At 51.6% G+C, this 15,516-nt stretch carries 16 protein-coding genes; 4 read left to right on the forward strand and 12 right to left on the reverse strand.

Going from position 1 to position 15,516, the window contains the following annotated elements; genetic code table 11:
* The 8 genes from IE055_RS14620 to ccoN are packed head-to-tail and all read right to left on the reverse strand — an operon-like array spanning position 1 to position 7,618.
* The gene (locus IE055_RS14620; RefSeq protein WP_189402416.1) at positions 1–2,601 is read right to left on the reverse strand and encodes a heavy metal translocating P-type ATPase; all 2,601 of its coding nucleotides are present in this window, start codon (positions 2,599–2,601) and stop codon (positions 1–3) included.
* A gap of 4 nt (positions 2,602–2,605) precedes the next feature.
* On the reverse strand, positions 2,606–2,779 hold the full coding sequence (locus IE055_RS14625) for a FixH family protein (RefSeq protein WP_189402417.1): 174 nt from the start codon (positions 2,777–2,779) through the stop codon (positions 2,606–2,608).
* 33 nt (positions 2,780–2,812) lie between these two features.
* Positions 2,813–4,234 carry a cytochrome c oxidase accessory protein CcoG gene (gene ccoG / locus IE055_RS14630; protein WP_189402418.1) on the reverse strand — a complete coding sequence of 474 codons (1,422 nt, stop codon included), beginning with the start codon at positions 4,232–4,234 and terminating at the stop codon, positions 2,813–2,815.
* The gene (locus IE055_RS14635; RefSeq protein ID WP_189402419.1) at positions 4,227–4,523 is read right to left on the reverse strand and encodes a hypothetical protein; all 297 of its coding nucleotides are present in this window, start codon (positions 4,521–4,523) and stop codon (positions 4,227–4,229) included. The genes ccoG and IE055_RS14635 overlap by 8 nt, the downstream gene beginning before the upstream one ends.
* Positions 4,524–4,526: 3 nt before the next feature.
* The gene (gene ccoP, locus IE055_RS14640) at positions 4,527–5,417 is read right to left on the reverse strand and encodes a cytochrome-c oxidase, cbb3-type subunit III (RefSeq protein WP_189402420.1); all 891 of its coding nucleotides are present in this window, start codon (positions 5,415–5,417) and stop codon (positions 4,527–4,529) included.
* Entirely contained in the window at positions 5,410–5,574 is a 165-nt protein-coding gene (locus IE055_RS14645) for a cbb3-type cytochrome oxidase subunit 3 (protein ID WP_189402421.1), read from the reverse strand. Before IE055_RS14645 ends, ccoP begins: the two co-directional genes overlap by 8 nt.
* Positions 5,571–6,188, reverse strand: coding sequence for a cytochrome-c oxidase, cbb3-type subunit II (gene ccoO, locus IE055_RS14650; protein WP_189402422.1), 618 nt, complete (start codon positions 6,186–6,188; stop codon positions 5,571–5,573). The genes IE055_RS14645 and ccoO overlap by 4 nt, the downstream gene beginning before the upstream one ends.
* Entirely contained in the window at positions 6,185–7,618 is a 1,434-nt protein-coding gene (gene ccoN, locus IE055_RS14655) for a cytochrome-c oxidase, cbb3-type subunit I (RefSeq protein ID WP_189402423.1), read from the reverse strand. The genes ccoO and ccoN overlap by 4 nt, the downstream gene beginning before the upstream one ends.
* 143 nt (positions 7,619–7,761) lie before the next feature.
* On the opposite strand from ccoN, the gene hemN reads away from it, so the two are divergent.
* Positions 7,762–9,177: an oxygen-independent coproporphyrinogen III oxidase gene (hemN, locus tag IE055_RS14660; protein WP_189402424.1), complete on the forward strand. Its 1,416-nt coding sequence runs from the start codon at positions 7,762–7,764 to the stop codon at positions 9,175–9,177.
* Here hemN and IE055_RS14665 read toward each other — a convergent pair.
* The 3 genes from IE055_RS14665 to IE055_RS14675 form a co-directional block, all read right to left on the reverse strand.
* Entirely contained in the window at positions 9,170–9,925 is a 756-nt protein-coding gene (locus IE055_RS14665) for a helix-turn-helix domain-containing protein (protein ID WP_189402425.1), read from the reverse strand. The two genes, hemN and IE055_RS14665, sit on opposite strands and share 8 nt — an antisense overlap.
* A gap of 75 nt (positions 9,926–10,000) precedes the next feature.
* Positions 10,001–11,332, reverse strand: coding sequence for a mechanosensitive ion channel family protein (locus tag IE055_RS14670; RefSeq protein WP_189402426.1), 1,332 nt, complete (start codon positions 11,330–11,332; stop codon positions 10,001–10,003).
* A 47-nt stretch (positions 11,333–11,379) separates the two neighbouring features.
* Positions 11,380–11,754, reverse strand: coding sequence for a DUF1304 domain-containing protein (locus tag IE055_RS14675; protein ID WP_189402427.1), 375 nt, complete (start codon positions 11,752–11,754; stop codon positions 11,380–11,382).
* A 140-nt stretch (positions 11,755–11,894) separates the two neighbouring features.
* Here IE055_RS14675 and IE055_RS14680 point away from each other — a divergent pair, with 140 nt between their 5' ends.
* From IE055_RS14680 to IE055_RS14690, 3 genes are all read left to right on the forward strand, one after another.
* Positions 11,895–12,893 (forward strand): ArsJ-associated glyceraldehyde-3-phosphate dehydrogenase, encoded by a 999-nt coding sequence (locus tag IE055_RS14680; RefSeq protein ID WP_189402428.1) that lies wholly within the window; start codon positions 11,895–11,897, stop codon positions 12,891–12,893.
* Positions 12,894–12,926: 33 nt separating this feature from the next.
* On the forward strand, positions 12,927–14,105 hold the full coding sequence (gene arsJ, locus IE055_RS14685; protein WP_189402429.1) for an organoarsenical effux MFS transporter ArsJ: 1,179 nt from the start codon (positions 12,927–12,929) through the stop codon (positions 14,103–14,105).
* 70 nt (positions 14,106–14,175) lie between these two features.
* Positions 14,176–15,063 carry a phytanoyl-CoA dioxygenase family protein gene (locus IE055_RS14690; RefSeq protein ID WP_189402430.1) on the forward strand — a complete coding sequence of 296 codons (888 nt, stop codon included), beginning with the start codon at positions 14,176–14,178 and terminating at the stop codon, positions 15,061–15,063.
* 93 nt (positions 15,064–15,156) lie between these two features.
* On the opposite strand, the gene IE055_RS14695 is transcribed toward IE055_RS14690, so the two are convergent.
* Complete coding sequence (locus tag IE055_RS14695; protein ID WP_189402431.1) at positions 15,157–15,501, reverse strand: hypothetical protein; 345 nt, start codon at positions 15,499–15,501, stop codon at positions 15,157–15,159.
* Between the last annotated feature and the right edge of the window lie 15 nt (positions 15,502–15,516).

A 15,516-nucleotide genomic window follows, 5' to 3' on the forward strand; every position in this document is an offset into this window, starting at 1 on the left:
TCAATTGCCATCCTCGTTGCTGAAACTTGAGCGTTTATGTGTTTTCACTGCACGGGAAATCCGCAAGGTATTCAAGACCACCAACAAAGAACTCAGTGACATACCGATCGCTGCTAGCCAAGGCGTTAAAAGCCCAGCCGCCGCCACCGGCAGCGCGATACCATTATACGCGATAGCCCACCACTTGTTCTGTTGTGTGATCAGTTCTGTCTTATTCGCCACAGCAATCAGGTTGTGCAGCTGATTTAGGCTGCCATTCAGCAAAACGATATCCGCATTACTCATGGCCAAATCACTGCCGGATGACATGGCTAAACTCAAATCTGCTGCGGCCAAGACCGGTGCATCATTCACACCATCGCCAAGCATGGCAACTTTCTCGCCTTGATCGTGCAGTCGATTCAAGATAGCGACTTTTTGCTCCGGTGTCGCTTGAGCATAGTAGGCGCTCACACCCAAGTTTTTAGCCACGTCGGCCACACTGCTAACCCGGTCACCACTGAGTATGGCTGTCTTAGCCTGCTGCGTCGTCAGCCAGTTGACGGCGTCTCGGCTAGTAGCGCGCAATGCATCCTGCAGATAAAAGATCGCGTGTAATCCGTACCCCGCTTCTCCCAAAGTAACTATACTGGTATGGACACAATCATCGAGTAGTGCAACTGAGGACGTGTCCGCTAGAGCGAGTTTGCTTGTAACCCAACTTAACTGACCCAGATAAAAGCGCTGGTGGCCCACCGTCGCGGCCACGCCAAAACCCGTTTCTTCATAGAAATTCGTGGCCTCAGCACTGACCGTAATACCCTGAAACGCCGCTGAAAGCACATGGTCAGACTGCTGTTCAAGGCTAGCAGCGATTGCCAAACATTGCTGCTCCGTCAGCGAACTCAAGCGCTGTACGGCCACCAACTCCGGTCGACCACGGGTCAGAGTGCCTGTTTTGTCAAAACACCACAGGGTGACGCGCCGCACAGTGTGCAGCGCATTTGGGTTACTGACTAAAACACCGAGGCGACGTAGAACGCGAATCGACGCGCTGCGCGCCACCGGCGCGGCTAATGAGAACGCGCAGGGGCACGATGCGACCAACATGGCCAGGCAAACCTCAAAAATCCGAGTAGAATCCAACCAATACCATACGCCGCCAACCATCACGGTGATAGTGAGAATCGCGAACACAAAATGGTGGCTCAAAGTCTCCACCCAGTGCGCCTGCTCTTTGGCGTGTCGGTCGGCGCTTTGCAATAAGTTTTCAATGCGTGCGATAGACGAGTCTGCCCAACCCGAACGCGACTCGATCAAGACCTTGCCGCTTACCACGCGGCTAGCGGCAGAAAGTGCATCCCCTGCCTCACGTACCACTGGATCTGGCTCCCCGGTAATGGTTGACTCATCGATCTGCGCGACCCCATCCAACACCTGAGCATCGAAGGGCACGATGTCATTCGTGTTCAGCTTAAGCCGGTCACCAACCGCCACCTGTTGCGGTTGGATATCCAGGGTCTGTACTCGACCAGACGCGCCACAACGGTCGATGCGAATCCGTGCTGGAAGCAGTCCGACCACTTCGTCCGGTGCGCCTAACACCCGGTGTCGGACTTGCATTTCCACAAATCGTCCCAGCGAGAGAAAAAAAGTAAACATGACCGCCGAATCGAAATACACGTGCGTATTATTGCCAGCCAACACAGTGTAAACGCTCGAAGCATATGCTGCGCCGATGGCTAATGCGACAGGCACATCCATACCCATGCGTCGATGCTGAAGATCGCGTAATGCATTGCTAAAAAATGGTTTTGCGGAATAGAACACCACCGCGGTCGCCACCAACAGACTGACAAGATGAAAATAGCGCTGATAGAGCGCAGGGAGGCTGTCGCCGTGCACATACGTCGCAACCGCAAATGTCATCACTTGCATGCTACCTAACCCAGCCACAAGAATTCGTTTTAACGCCAACAGCCGTTCGCCTCGCTGATGCGCTACCCGACTCGCATAATCCCCAATCTTAGCCGGTTGGGGTTGGTACCCCAGTTGCGCAATGGCCGCGACCAGAAGCGCTAACGAAGTTTCGGTCTCGGGTACGTCCAACGTGACCGTCCCGCTGCCAACATCCACATGCACGCGGGCCGATTGGCATTGGTGCGTTATCGTACGCTCAATCAACCAAGAACAGCTAGCACAATACAAACCGGCCACGTTCAATCTTAGTGTCCGTTTGCCCTGCGTATCGACAATCAGATACTCGTCTGCATCCGTCACGGAATCCAAATACTGCCAACGCTGCGCCAGTACTGCTAATGGCGCTAATGAATCGGCGCGGGCGACACGGGCGTAAAACGCATCTGGGTCTCGTGACTGCCGGTGCTGATAAAACTGTTGCAAACCAGAGCCCGTAATCAGTTCCGCGGCGGCTTTACACCCAAGACAACACATCGGTTGGCTGACTCCCTCGATTTCCAGACGGATATCAGTATACCTGGGCACCGGCTCATGGCAATGAAAGCAACGCACGTCTACACTGCATTCCCCCGTCACACCTTGACTTTGTCGCCGACCGGCTTGTGCAACGCCATGAGGCAGAGAAAACGACGGCTTTATCACGGGGTTATTCGCTCGACACGGGCACCAACTGAGGTGCATTTTGATGCGCGATGGTCACCGTTACCATGGACGCCACAACCACAATCAGCGGCAATGCGATCACTAACCACACCATCATATATTGGTACCATGGCTTAACGTCGGCTTGCGGTTCAGTGCCATCTATTCGACTCAACATAACATTCCTCTAACGACAAATTGTCGGCTTAACTTAACGTTCTGGACCCCAGAACCGGGTTTCCTCTATGACGGTTTCAGGTTGGTCACCTCGGGTTTCCTCAAACCCCAATTCAATAACTTGCGAGCGTTTAAACTCAGCAGTCTCTGGCAGTTGAACAAGCACCGTGAACTCACCAATCTGGCCCGCGGGAACGAGCCTTGAATTGCCATCCGCTTCCGGCTTTGCCCATACGGCAGTCGCCCCCTCTAACCCACTCACCGTGACAATATACGATTGATGGTGCTGACTTTTGTTCATAACCCGTACCTGAAAACTGTTCTCAATGGCATTATTATCAGCCCATCGAAAAAACGCGTTTCGATCTCGCAGTACATCCACCTGAAAGCTACTGCGCATTGCCAAAGCGACAATAAACCCAGTAAAAACCAAGGCCAGCAAAGACGCGTAGATGATGACCCGAGGCCGCAACAAGGTTTGCCCTAAAGACTTATGGGCACCTTGATCTTGGGCTTCGGTACTGTACTTGATCAACCCTGTCGGTAGACCAACCTTAGTCATCACCTCGTCGCAACCATCGATGCACGCTGCACAAGCGATACATTCGTATTGCAGTCCGTCGCGAATATCAATACCGGTCGGACACACCTGCACACAGATACCACAGTCGATGCAGTCGCCAGCTTTTGTATCGGCACCTTCTTTACGTCGCTTTCCGCGGGAGCGCGGTTCACCGCGCTCAGTGTCGTATGCGACAATCAGCGTGTCCTTGTCAAACATAGCGCTCTGAAAACGCGCGTATGGGCACATGTATTTACACACTTGTTCTCGCATAAAACCGGCATTACCATAAGTAGCAAAGCCGTAGAAAAGGACCCAAAACAGGGCCCAACCACCAACCTGAAACTGCGCAAATTCAACCACCAGCTCCCGAATCGGTTGAAAATAGCCGACAAAGGTGAGACCGGTGAACAAGGCAAAACTAATCCACAATACCTGCTTGGTAATGCGTTTGCGGGCTTTCATCCAACTCATTGGTGCGCTGGCCAGCTTCATTTGCTGTGCTCGAGTACCTTCGACCCAACGCTCCATCCAGATGAATGCCTCGGTCCACACCGTTTGCGGGCAGGCGTAGCCACACCAAACTCGACCAGCGATTGCGGTGAAAAAGAACAAGGACAAGCCAGCTAAGATCAACAATAAAGTCAGAAAAATGAAGTCCTGAGGCCAAAAGGTCAAAAAGAAGATGTGGAACTTACGCGCCGGCAGATCGAACAAAACTGCCTGACGGCCATCCCAGTTGATCCAAGGCAACGCGTAATACAGCCCCAGTAAGGTGTAAACACTGGCTACCCGCAGACGCTGGAAACGACCGGTGGTCTCACGCGGATAAATCTTATCGCTCTTTTCATATAACTTAACTTCAACCGGAATTTCTTGCACAGACTTACTCATGGTGTTCGCCCTTGGTCTGAGGCTCAATGTCGTTAGACGGTTTGCCGGATTGCAGCAGCCAGGTCACGATCCAACCGTTCAACATCAGCAGAATCCAGAACAACAGAAACCCGATGCTGTACCCCGAAGTCCGATCCAAGGTCATCGGAAAGGTGGCCAGTTGTGACAGTGACTCAGGATCGAATGTGGCAAAGAACAACATGGTCGCAATCGCGGCCGATAGGAATGACACCCAGACGACGACGCCAAGACGAATCAACTGCCTGGATGGTGCACGCGATTGTTCCATCGTCTACTCCCCGACCTCTGTGCGCTGGCCGAGAGACGTCACATACGCTGTCAGCAATTTGATCTCATTCTCACTCAACGCATTCTTAAAACTTGGCATATTCCCTTGTATGCCATTACGCAGGACGTGCTCGATATCGGCTTCACGGGGGCCGTGCAACCAGATATCATCGGTCAAATTTGGTGCACCAATTGCTTGATTACCCTTACCATCTGGGCCATGACAGGCAGCACAAACGCCGAACAATGACTCACCGCGCTGAATGGCATAGTCTGTCACGTCTTTACGTCCAGCCATGTGCTGAACATACAGCGCTAAAACAGTTACGTCCGCGCCCTTGAGACGCAAGTTCGGCATAACGCCAGCTCGACCGTCGGTGATTGAGGTTAAAATCGTTTCTGGTTCACCACCATACAACCAATCGCTATCGGTCAGGTTCGGAAATCCTTTTGCACCACGGGCATCAGAGCCGTGACAGGTGGCGCAATTGTTAGCAAACAAACGCTCACCCGTTTCCATGGCCTTGGCATTGCCCGCCAACATCGGCACTGTGTAGTCGGCGAATTCGGCAAAAAATTCGTCCTGTTGTTCCCGGTTCACTTCTTTTGCGCTGTTGAACTGCTCCATTTGTGACCAGTTTAACGTGCCCTCGTAAGACCCAAGCCCCGGATACAAAACCAGATACACACCTGCAAAAATAATGGTCAGCACGAACAAGCCTAACCACCAGCGAGGTAACGGGTTATTTAACTCCTCAATGCCGTCCCATTTGTGACCGGTCGTTTCAGCTTCGTTCATACCGTTCGAACGGCTGGTGGCCAAGAGTAGCCAGACCATTGCCAAAATATTACCAACCACCAAAATGATGATGAAAATACTCCAAAAATTAGTCATGCTCTGTTACCTCATTGGTTTCCTGTGTCGTTTCCAACGGTAATTGCGCCATGTGGTCGAACTTGGATTTATTCCGACTGCTCCAGGCCCAAACCCAAATACCCAGAAATATGACAATCAAGACACCAGTCATCACACCGTTAAAGATCGAGATCATTGCTGTGCCCTCCCGTTGTTCGCAACACCAAGAAATTGCAAGTATGCAATCAATGCTTCCATTTCGGTTCGTCCTTCTACCGCCTCTTTCGCGGCCGCTATTTGTTCCTCCGTGTATGGGTGCCCTAAAAATCGTAAGGTCTTCATTTTTTTGGTAACCAGTCCACCATCAATCTCATTATCGAGAAGCCACGGAAAGCCCGGCATATTGGATTCAGGAACCAAGTCGCGCGGATTTATGAGGTGCGCGAGATGCCATTCATCGGTGTAGCGACCGCCAACGCGTGCCAGATCCGGTCCAGTTCGTTTAGAACCCCACTGAAATGGTCGATCATAGACGGACTCACCAGCCATCGATGGCGGCCCATAACGCAGACTTTCAGACACGAAAGGCCGAATCATTTGCGAATGACAGTTATAACAACCCTCTTTCACATACACGTCGCGTCCAGCCAGCTCGAGCGCTGGATACGGCACGACGCCAGCAGCAGGTTGAGTCGTCTGCGCCTGAAACATCAATGGCACTATCTCAGCAATCCCGGCCACACTAATGACCAGCGCGATCAACACGCCCATGAGACCAGTATTCTTTTCGATCGTTTCGTGCTTAATCATGCTGGCACCTCGGTAGCTTTACCCATGTCTTGCGCGTCAGTGATTGCGTCCTCTGAACTCATAATCGTCTTATAAACGTTGTAAACCATTATTAGCATCCCTATCAGGAACAGTAGACCGCCACCCAAACGCATGACGTAATATGGGTAGGTTGCTTTGATACTCTCGATGAAGGCGTACGTCAGGGTGCCATCATCATTGACGGCTCGCCACATCAGACCCTGCATCACACCGGCAATCCACATCGAGGCGATGTAGACCACCACACCGATGGTGCTGACCCAAAAGTGCACGTTGATCAAATCCGTGCTGTACATCTCGCGTTTGCCATACAGTTTTGGCAACACCGAATACACAGACCCAATCACAATGAACGCAACCCAACCCAGCGCACCGGAGTGCACATGACCTATCGTCCAGTCTGTGTAGTGTGACAAGGCATTGACCGTCTTAATTGACATCATTGGGCCTTCAAACGTCGACATACCATAGAAGGACAGCGACACAATCATAAACTTCAGAATTGGGTCGTCGCGCAGCTTATGCCAAGCACCGGATAACGTCATGATGCCGTTAATCATGCCGCCCCAAGATGGTGCCAACAGAATGAGCGAAAACACCATGCCTAGTGACTGAGCCCAATCAGGCAAGGCGGTGTAGTGAAGGTGATGAGGGCCAGCCCACATATAAATCGAGATCAACGCCCAAAAGTGCACAACCGACAAACGGTAGGAGTAAACCGGGCGGTTGGCCTGCTTAGGGACAAAGTAGTACATCATCCCCAGAAAGGCTGCGGTCAAAAAGAAACCAACCGCGTTGTGGCCATACCACCATTGCGTCATAGCGTCTACCGAACCTGAAAAAACCGGGTACGACTCCGTCCAACTGACCGGAATCGCTAGACTGTTAACCACATGCAATACCGCCACCGTGATGATGAACGATGCGTAGAACCAGTTGGCGACGTAGATATGTGCCATCTTGCGTTTGACGATAGTGCCAAAAAACACCACGCCGTACGCCACCCAGACAATGGTGATTAATACATCGATGGGCCAGATCAACTCGGCGTACTCCTTGGATTGGGTCATTCCAAGCGGCAAAGTGATGGCTGCCAAAACGATTACCGCCTGCCAGCCCCAAAACGTAAAACTCGCGAGCTTGGGCGCAAACAACGGCGCATGACATGTTCGTTGTACTATGTAGTAGCTGGTCGCAAACAACGCGCAGCCACCAAATGCAAATATCACCGCATTAGTATGCAGTGGACGCAAGCGACTGAATGTGAGCCAAGGCACATCAAAGTTCAGCACGGGCCACGCCAGTTGCGCGGCAAGAATAACGCCAACCAGCATCCCGATCACGCCCCAGAAGATGGTGGCCAACGTAAACTGACGTACGACATCATCATGGTACACAAGCTTGTTCATAGGTTTCTCACGGTGAATTTAGATCAGTGGCAATTATTACCGTTCTAAATCCACAGGAATTGATCTGGATCAAGTTTGCTTGCAGTTGAACTACTATTCTTAGTGCAACTTAAATTGGCCGCCACCTCCCCGACGAAAACACTATGCAGCAACACGCTACTTCGATCTCAAAGGATCTTATTCAGCGCTACGACACAGCGGCGCCGCGTTATACCTCCTACCCCACCGCACCGCAGTTTCACAACGGCTTTAGCGAGGCGGATTATCGTACTCATGCGGAACTCGCAAACAATAGCCTCTTGCCTCGCGATTTGTCATTGTATGTCCACATTCCGTTTTGCCACTCATTGTGCTACTTCTGTGGTTGCAACAAGGTTGTTACGCAAACCACCAACAATAAAGTCAATGAATACCTAGATCGCTTGTTGCGCGAGATTCGTCGGCGTGGCCAATTGTTCGGTGCAGACCGGCTGGTAACGCAAATCCACTTTGGTGGTGGCACGCCGAATTTTCTTTCTGCCGAGCAGATACACTTAATTCTGGACGAAATAGCGCAACAGTTTCATCTAGACTTGCCACATAAACTCGAGATCGGCATTGAACTGGATCCACGGTCAATCACACCTAAGGGTGTGCACGAGCTAAACCAACAGGGGTTCAACCGATTTAGTATCGGCGTGCAAGACTTCTCAGCCCCGGTTCAGGAAGCCGTGAATCGGGTTCAGAATGAGGCAGACACCGTGGACGTCATCGAAGCTGCGCTGGCGCACAGCAAGTCGGTCAACGTGGACTTAATCACCGGTTTGCCGCGGCAAACTGTGAAGTCATTTGCCGACACGCTGGATAAAATTATCGACACCGGCGCAACGCGCATAGCCGCCTATAACTTCGCCTATCTACCCGCGCGCATTAAAGCGCAACGCATGATCAACCCAACTGAGTTGCCCAGCACGACTTCCCGACTAGCGCTGGTGGCTTTGGCCCGCGACAAGCTCTTAGCGGCGGACTACGTGCACATTGGCATGGATCACTATGCTCTGGCGAGCGACAGCTTGGCCGAGGCGTACCGCACCGGTAGCTTACAGCGAAATTTTCAGGGTTATACCACGCACCGAGAAACCGACTTAATTGGCGTTGGGGCCAGCGCCATCAGCAACTTTGCCACCGCGTACGCGCAGAACGAGCCGACCCTGTCAAAGTATATTGAGTTGATTGACTCTGACAAACTGCCAATCGTGAAAGGCCTTTCACTTTCCGAGGATGATCGCATTCGACATGCCGTTATTCAGCAACTAATGTGCCGCCACCAAATTGATTTGAGTGCCCCAGTTGGGCGATTAGCCGACACTGACTTGCACACCTCGATGTCCGACTATTTTGCGCCGGAGTTGACTCGGATGGCACAATTGGCAGAGGACGGCCTGATCGAATTAGATCAAGCGCGTCTGACGATCACGGAAACCGGCCGGTTCTTTATGCGCTCTATCGCCAGTGTATTCGACCGTTACCTTCCGCAATCACAAAGCGGCCAGGTGCTACCATTCTCGCGCACTATTTAGCGGATTTAGCACTGCTCACCTGCGGATCCATCTTGCCCGACGATTCCAATGCGTGGCAGTGCACCATGGCCTCGAGCTTACTCGGATCGACAATTTCCACTAGGCGATTATTGATGGCCAGGACGCCTTTCTGCTGAAACCGTTTCAATAACCGACTGATGGTCTCGGGTGCCAAACCTAGGTGATTGGCGATATCGCGACGAGACATTGGCAAGTGCAATTCAAGACCGCGATGCCCACGCGCCTTATAGCGCGTCAACAAATTATGGATGAATCCTGAGAGTTTCTGCTCGGCGGTTTGATCAAAATGGTCTGTGGGACTCACGTGCGAACGATACAAATCTCGACTGAATAGATTAAACAATTGTTTCTGTAGCGACGGCAGCGTCGCGCACAGGGTCTGAAGTTCATCAAAATCCATTTCACAGAGCACAGATGTGTCGAGGACTTCCACCGTAAAACCATAACGTTTTGCGTAAATAGCATCCAACCCAAACAGCTCTCCTGGCAAGTGGAATGACTGAATATATTCAGTCCCGGCTTGGTCTAAGCGGTACGACTTAGCCATCCCGGATTTCACCGCGTACACTTTGCGAAACGGATCACCCTGACGCAAAACGATGTCGCCTGAGTGCTTGACTGCGGTGGAGGTGACAATGGTCTCAAGCTTACATATATCGGCTTTATCCAGCCCCAGAGGAAGGCAGATATCGCTCATCGCGCAGTTGGAACAGGAGTGATCTAACATGAGTAAGTCCGTCAAGCCGATTTCTAAGCATTATACACCCAGGATTCGATCAGAGGCGCAAAAAAAAACCGCCAGTTATTCCTGCGGCGAGGCAGAATTAAGCAAATCACTTTGGTCCTCACGAACACGTTCTTCCTCAACTTTTTGAACCATTTTCTGATCAATCGACACGTCTGCGCCTTGGATCGATGGCGCGGCATTATCGGAATTGCCTGCATCCAGCGTCGCAGAGTCCTCGACGGTCGAAACCTCCGCATGAGCGGCGGACTCCGGTAGCAACGCGGCATCACCGTGGTCGAAACGTAGGCGGTATATCGGCTCTGGCAAGGTAAACCCGGACACTTCAAGGGCTGACTTCGCCGCCACAATGGCAACGCTTCGGGCCTTAGCAAAGTTCGTTGTTGATTGATCCACCCAAGCGGTAAACTTGATTACCAAATTTGAATCTCCGACCTCTTTTAGCATCGCGCCCGCGCTGGGTTCGCACAGCACGAAACTCTGCTGATTGATTGCATCCAAGCCAACTTGCATTGCTTCCAGCGGGTCGTCTTCGCCATCAATGCCGAGTTCGAATTCAAAGCGACGTTCAGAGTTGGTTGTGTAGTTCAGGATAATGCCTTTAAACACCACTGAATTGGGAATGCGCAAATGATTTCCATCCAGAGTCATCAAAATAGTCGCGCGGGACGTTAAGCGAATTACGTAGCCTTCGAGGTCGTTGATTACCACATGATCCCGGGCACGGAATGGCTGGCGGATACTCAACATGATACTGGAAATATAGTTCTCTAAGGTGTCACGAACCGCAAAGCCAATGGCAATTCCAAGCACACCGGCCCCACCTAGGATGGTCGTCACAAAGCGGGACGCGCCAACCAGATTGAGTGCGACCACTAAGCCGAGCCCAATGATCAGAATTCTAACTGCTTGCGACGCAATTTCTGCTAGAAATGGGTTTGGCGTTAGTCGCTGCCATAATGTAGACCAACGTGCAATCAGACTTGCCAACACAGCGAATACGATAAATACCCCAAGCGCCACCAGCACCAAAGGAGTTGCCCGCACCAGATTACGCGCCTTCTGCTGCAGATCAGCCAACATAGGCCGCACATTGTCAGCAACGTCCAAAGTCCGGTTAATGGTATCGTCCACGCGGACCACACCAGCCGTACGCTGAGCGATATCTAAGGCATCGCTCGCGGCAGCCTCGTTCGCAACGTCGCCAGTCAGCGTGACAACACCTGCCTCGACCGTGACATCCAATGCCTCAAGGCCATTAACCTTGTCGAAAATGCTCTCGATCCGGGCCTCGATACGACTGTCTTGCGGCTTATTGTCGGACACCTCAATAACTGGCTCTGGCTCAGCCTGAAGAGCGTAAGTGGATGGCGCAATAGTGACGACCATGAGACAAAGCGCCAGTTGGAGAATCTGCCGGCAACGCACGGGTAGTATCATACCGTTTTCTCGGACAACAGCGACGACCGCCACAGAAAAAGACTCGCCAATACCGCTGGCATTGCCTGAACAAAAAAGATCGAAGGTTTAGCAGTCAGTGCGCCAACAATTCCTGCCACAACAACGCAAGCTAGAAAGAAAAATAATGTCGCATAGCGCCTACTAAAAAGGGACCACACGATGCCTGCTGCCAAAAACCCGTTATACACACCCTGATTAAAGGCCAGTGTTGCCGTCAAACTCGCCTCTTGCGGGGTCATGCCAAAAGTTTTTAGCCCAAATGGGGCCTCCCATAAAAACATCTCGAGGACCAAAAAGGCAATGTGCAAACACGCCACCAGTATGGAAAATAAAATCGCTAATTGTTTCATACACTACACTGTTGAATTATGTGGCACCATAGTAATCACTCGGGGTCATGGAAACAAGCAATCGCACTCGTCATGAGACTGTAACTTAGTCTAGCTAGGCTCTGCAGATCGTTTACTATTCGTGTTAACAGGCTACAAATATGAAGATTGGGATTAATGGATTTGGGCGAATTGGTCGACTTGCGTTTCGAGTACTGAGTGACTGGCCCGAGCTCAGTGTCACGCACATAAATGACCCAGCCGGCAACCCAGAGTGCATGGCGCACCTGCTCAATTTTGACTCTGTGCATGGCCGCTGGCATCAGACGGCAGATGCCACCGATACCGAACTGCAGATTGGCTCACACTCGATCCGATACTCACGCAATGAGCAAATCCAAGATACGGACTGGTCTGGCTGTGATTTGGTCATCGAAGCCAGTGGTCGCTTTAAAGACCCGGATGTCCTGTCTAATTACCTGCATCAGGGTGTCCAGCGCGTGGTAGTTTGCGCGCCGGTAAAGCATCCGGACGTATTAAATATCGTGCGCGGTGTTAATGACCACTTGTTCGACGCCAAACGTCATTCAATTGTGACCGCGGCTTCGTGCACAACCAATTGCTTAGCACCCGTGGTCAAAGTAATTCAACGCGAGCTCGGTATTCGACATGGGTCAATCACCACAATACATGACATCACCAACACGCAACGGATTTTAGATACACCGCATAAGGATTTACGTCGTGCGCGCGCCTGCGGGATGAGCTTGATTCCGACCACCACGGGGTCAGCCAAAGCCATCGCCAGCATCTTTCCGGAACTCGAGGGTCGTTTGAATGGTCACGCGGTTCGCGTTCCGCTTGCCAACGCGTCATTAACCGATTGTGTGTTCGAGGTTGAGCGCGCCACCAGCATAGATGAAGTCAATGCCTTTCTGGAACACGCAGCACAAACCGATCTAAAAGGGATTCTGGGGTTCGAAACACGTCCGCTGGTTTCGATTGATTATCGAACTGACCCGCGTTCCAGCATTATTGACGCCCTCTCGACGATGGTTATCAACGACACGCAGATCAAGCTCTATGCCTGGTACGATAATGAGTGGGGTTATGCGAACCGCGTCGCGGAAATTGTACGCTCGATGCACAGCCTAATCTAATCACCGCAACACCGTAATCGACAAAGGCACGCCATGTCGCGCGAACTTCGACAATATCTGATTATTACTGGTAACTACTGGGGCTTCACGCTGACCGACGGCGCGTTGCGCATGTTGGTGGTGCTGTACTTTCACACCCTGGGTTACTCAGCCCTCGATATCGCGTTTCTATTTCTGTTCTACGAGTTTTTCGGCGTCGTAACAAACCTGGTTGGCGGCTGGCTTGGAGCACGCATCGGACTCAATCGAACCATGAATCTCGGCCTGTTCTTGCAGATTCTGGCGCTGGCCGCACTGCTGGTTCCGAACTCTTTTCTGACGATTGCTTGGGTCATGGCGGCGCAGGCTTTGTCCGGCATCGCCAAAGATCTCAACAAAATGAGCGCCAAAAGCGCAATCAAATCGCTGGTTCCGGCCGATCACAATTCACGATTGTACCGCTTAGTCGCAGTACTCACCGGCAGCAAAAATGCACTCAAAGGTATAGGCTTTTTTATCGGTGGACTGATGCTGAGCCTTCTGGGATTCCACACCGCAATCCTCTGCATGGTGGGGTTTCTTGCGCTAATCTGGATTTTTAGTCTTATTACGTTACGCGCCCCATTACAACGCGCTGAGTACAAACCAAAGTTCTCTGAGATGTGGTCCAAAAGCCGCGCCATCAACACGCTCTCGGCGGCACGGCTATTTTTATTCGGAGCCCGCGACGTTTGGTTTGTGGTTGCCCTGCCGGTGTACTTCTCTAGCCAGCTTGATTGGACACATGCGTCGGTTGGTGCGTTCTTTGCTGCTTGGGTAATTGGCTACGGCGTAATTCAAGCCAGTGCGCCGCTAGTCACTGGCCAGAACCCGAGTCAAACGGCCACCACCGGCTGGTGTGTGATCCTGACGGTGGTAATGGGACTGATTACGGCTATAAGCTGGGTTTACCGTCCCACCGCACCGGTACTGGTGATCGGACTACTGGTATTCGGCGCGGTATTTGCGATTAATTCAGCACTGCATAGTTTCAATATTGTGCATTTGGCTGACCATAAACGGGTGTCGATGGACGTCGGTTTCTATTACATGTCAAACGCTGCCGGTCGCCTATTAGGTACCGTGGCGTCAGGCTGGTTATATACCCAATTTAGTCTGCTAGCGTGCTTATTGGTCTCGACGCTGTTTCTGCTTAGCTCCAGCATTATCGTTAGCCGCGTATCGACACGCTAGCCGGCTGACCACGCATCGCGCTCTGTGGTAAGGTGTGTTTCCCATAGCCATGAATCAGGAATCCGCACTAATGACGCGAATAAATGCACAACAATTAGCCGCCTATGAGGAGAACGGCTACCTGGTGGTTCCCAATCTGATTGATGACGCACAGCTACAAATTTGGGTTGAGCGATTGAGCGAGATTGTTGAGGGCCGTACACCGCCTGCCAACGGCATGCTCATGATGAAGGATGTCATGGTTGCCAAGGGCGAGGTGAACCCTAGTTCTAAAATGGAGGCAATCGCCAAGATACAAGATTTTGAGAATGATCCGGTGCTCGACTCCTACACCACGCATCCAGCCATTTTGGAGTGTGTCGAATCGATCGTCGGTAAAGATGTGCAGACCATTCACACCATGCTGATCAACAAACCGCCGAATGTCGATGGTCGTCATCCCTTGCATCAGGACTTACTTTATTTTCCATTTCGCCCGGCTGATAAAATCGTCGCCAGTTGGACCGCATTGGAGCCGGTTACACGTGAAAACGGTTGCCTAGTGGTACTACCTAAAACACACCGCGGTGAGCTTTTAAAACACGGTAACCCCGATTGGGAGAACCTGAATGCCGGTTACTTCGGCGCACAAAACGTGGACGCGTCACAACGGGTTCACCTTGCAATGAATCCCGGTGACACGGTGTTTTTTCACCCTATTTTGATCCACGGCTCCGGACGTAATAAAACCCAAGGTTTCCGTCGTGCGATTTCAGCACACTACTCGGCAGTTGACGTTGAATGGGCCTGGGTGACTGAAGGCACATTCGGTGACCGCCAGTACCGAATCGTCAGCGGCGACCGCAAAGGAGAATTTTGGTCAGGCAAGCGACACAATGAGAATGGGCTGGACCCGCGCGACCTATTACGCAATGAAGACCTAAAATCAATTGCAGCGGTGAAGAAACGACCAACCTAGGTCGACGTGCACACGGAGTAGCCTATGGCTGCATCGCAACTAAGATGCAGCCATTTATGAAAAAACCCTGGCTACGGGCGTCTCAATAACTAGCTAGCTGCGCGCGCCGAACTCATTTACATTCAGGCTAAACTTGCCACCGTCAGTTACGATCACACCAGCTCCACTGGTGTATCGATATTCAACTTTGTCGAGATCGGTATCGGGGTCAATAATGTTGACCACGTAACCGCTCTCCGCAACATCAACAATGGTTATGCGCATATTCAGTTTACGCGCAAAAGTACTGGCGTGCTGATCGTAAATAAAGACGAATCCCTCAATACGGCATACCGACCCTTCGGTGGCGGTAACTTGGCCTACGACGTGCCGACGCGTTGAGCCTTCATACAGCGCTCGATACATAATATGCACTTTCTCACCAGCATTAATAATCATTTTTATCCCCTTGTT

This window comes from Arenicella chitinivorans (assembly GCF_014651515.1).
Taxonomy (GTDB): Bacteria; Pseudomonadota; Gammaproteobacteria; order Arenicellales; family Arenicellaceae; genus Arenicella; species Arenicella chitinivorans.

Coding starts and splice junctions, on each gene's coding strand:
- IE055_RS14635 (WP_189402419.1), bottom strand. CDS start 4,523: ATGGAACAATCGCGTGCACCATCCAGGCAGTTGATTCGTCTTGGCGTC.
- IE055_RS14625 (WP_189402417.1), bottom strand. CDS start 2,779: ATGTTGAGTCGAATAGATGGCACTGAACCGCAAGCCGACGTTAAGCCA.
- IE055_RS14690 (WP_189402430.1), top strand. CDS start 14,176: ATGACGCGAATAAATGCACAACAATTAGCCGCCTATGAGGAGAACGGC.
- ccoG (WP_189402418.1), bottom strand. CDS start 4,234: ATGAGTAAGTCTGTGCAAGAAATTCCGGTTGAAGTTAAGTTATATGAA.
- ccoN (WP_189402423.1), bottom strand. CDS start 7,618: ATGAACAAGCTTGTGTACCATGATGATGTCGTACGTCAGTTTACGTTG.
- IE055_RS14675 (WP_189402427.1), bottom strand. CDS start 11,754: ATGAAACAATTAGCGATTTTATTTTCCATACTGGTGGCGTGTTTGCAC.
- IE055_RS14670 (WP_189402426.1), bottom strand. CDS start 11,332: ATGGTCGTCACTATTGCGCCATCCACTTACGCTCTTCAGGCTGAGCCA.
- ccoP (WP_189402420.1), bottom strand. CDS start 5,417: ATGACTAATTTTTGGAGTATTTTCATCATCATTTTGGTGGTTGGTAAT.
- IE055_RS14665 (WP_189402425.1), bottom strand. CDS start 9,925: ATGTTAGATCACTCCTGTTCCAACTGCGCGATGAGCGATATCTGCCTT.
- ccoO (WP_189402422.1), bottom strand. CDS start 6,188: ATGATTAAGCACGAAACGATCGAAAAGAATACTGGTCTCATGGGCGTG.
- hemN (WP_189402424.1), top strand. CDS start 7,762: ATGCAGCAACACGCTACTTCGATCTCAAAGGATCTTATTCAGCGCTAC.
- IE055_RS14645 (WP_189402421.1), bottom strand. CDS start 5,574: ATGATCTCGATCTTTAACGGTGTGATGACTGGTGTCTTGATTGTCATA.
- arsJ (WP_189402429.1), top strand. CDS start 12,927: ATGTCGCGCGAACTTCGACAATATCTGATTATTACTGGTAACTACTGG.
- IE055_RS14695 (WP_189402431.1), bottom strand. CDS start 15,501: ATGATTATTAATGCTGGTGAGAAAGTGCATATTATGTATCGAGCGCTG.
- IE055_RS14680 (WP_189402428.1), top strand. CDS start 11,895: ATGAAGATTGGGATTAATGGATTTGGGCGAATTGGTCGACTTGCGTTT.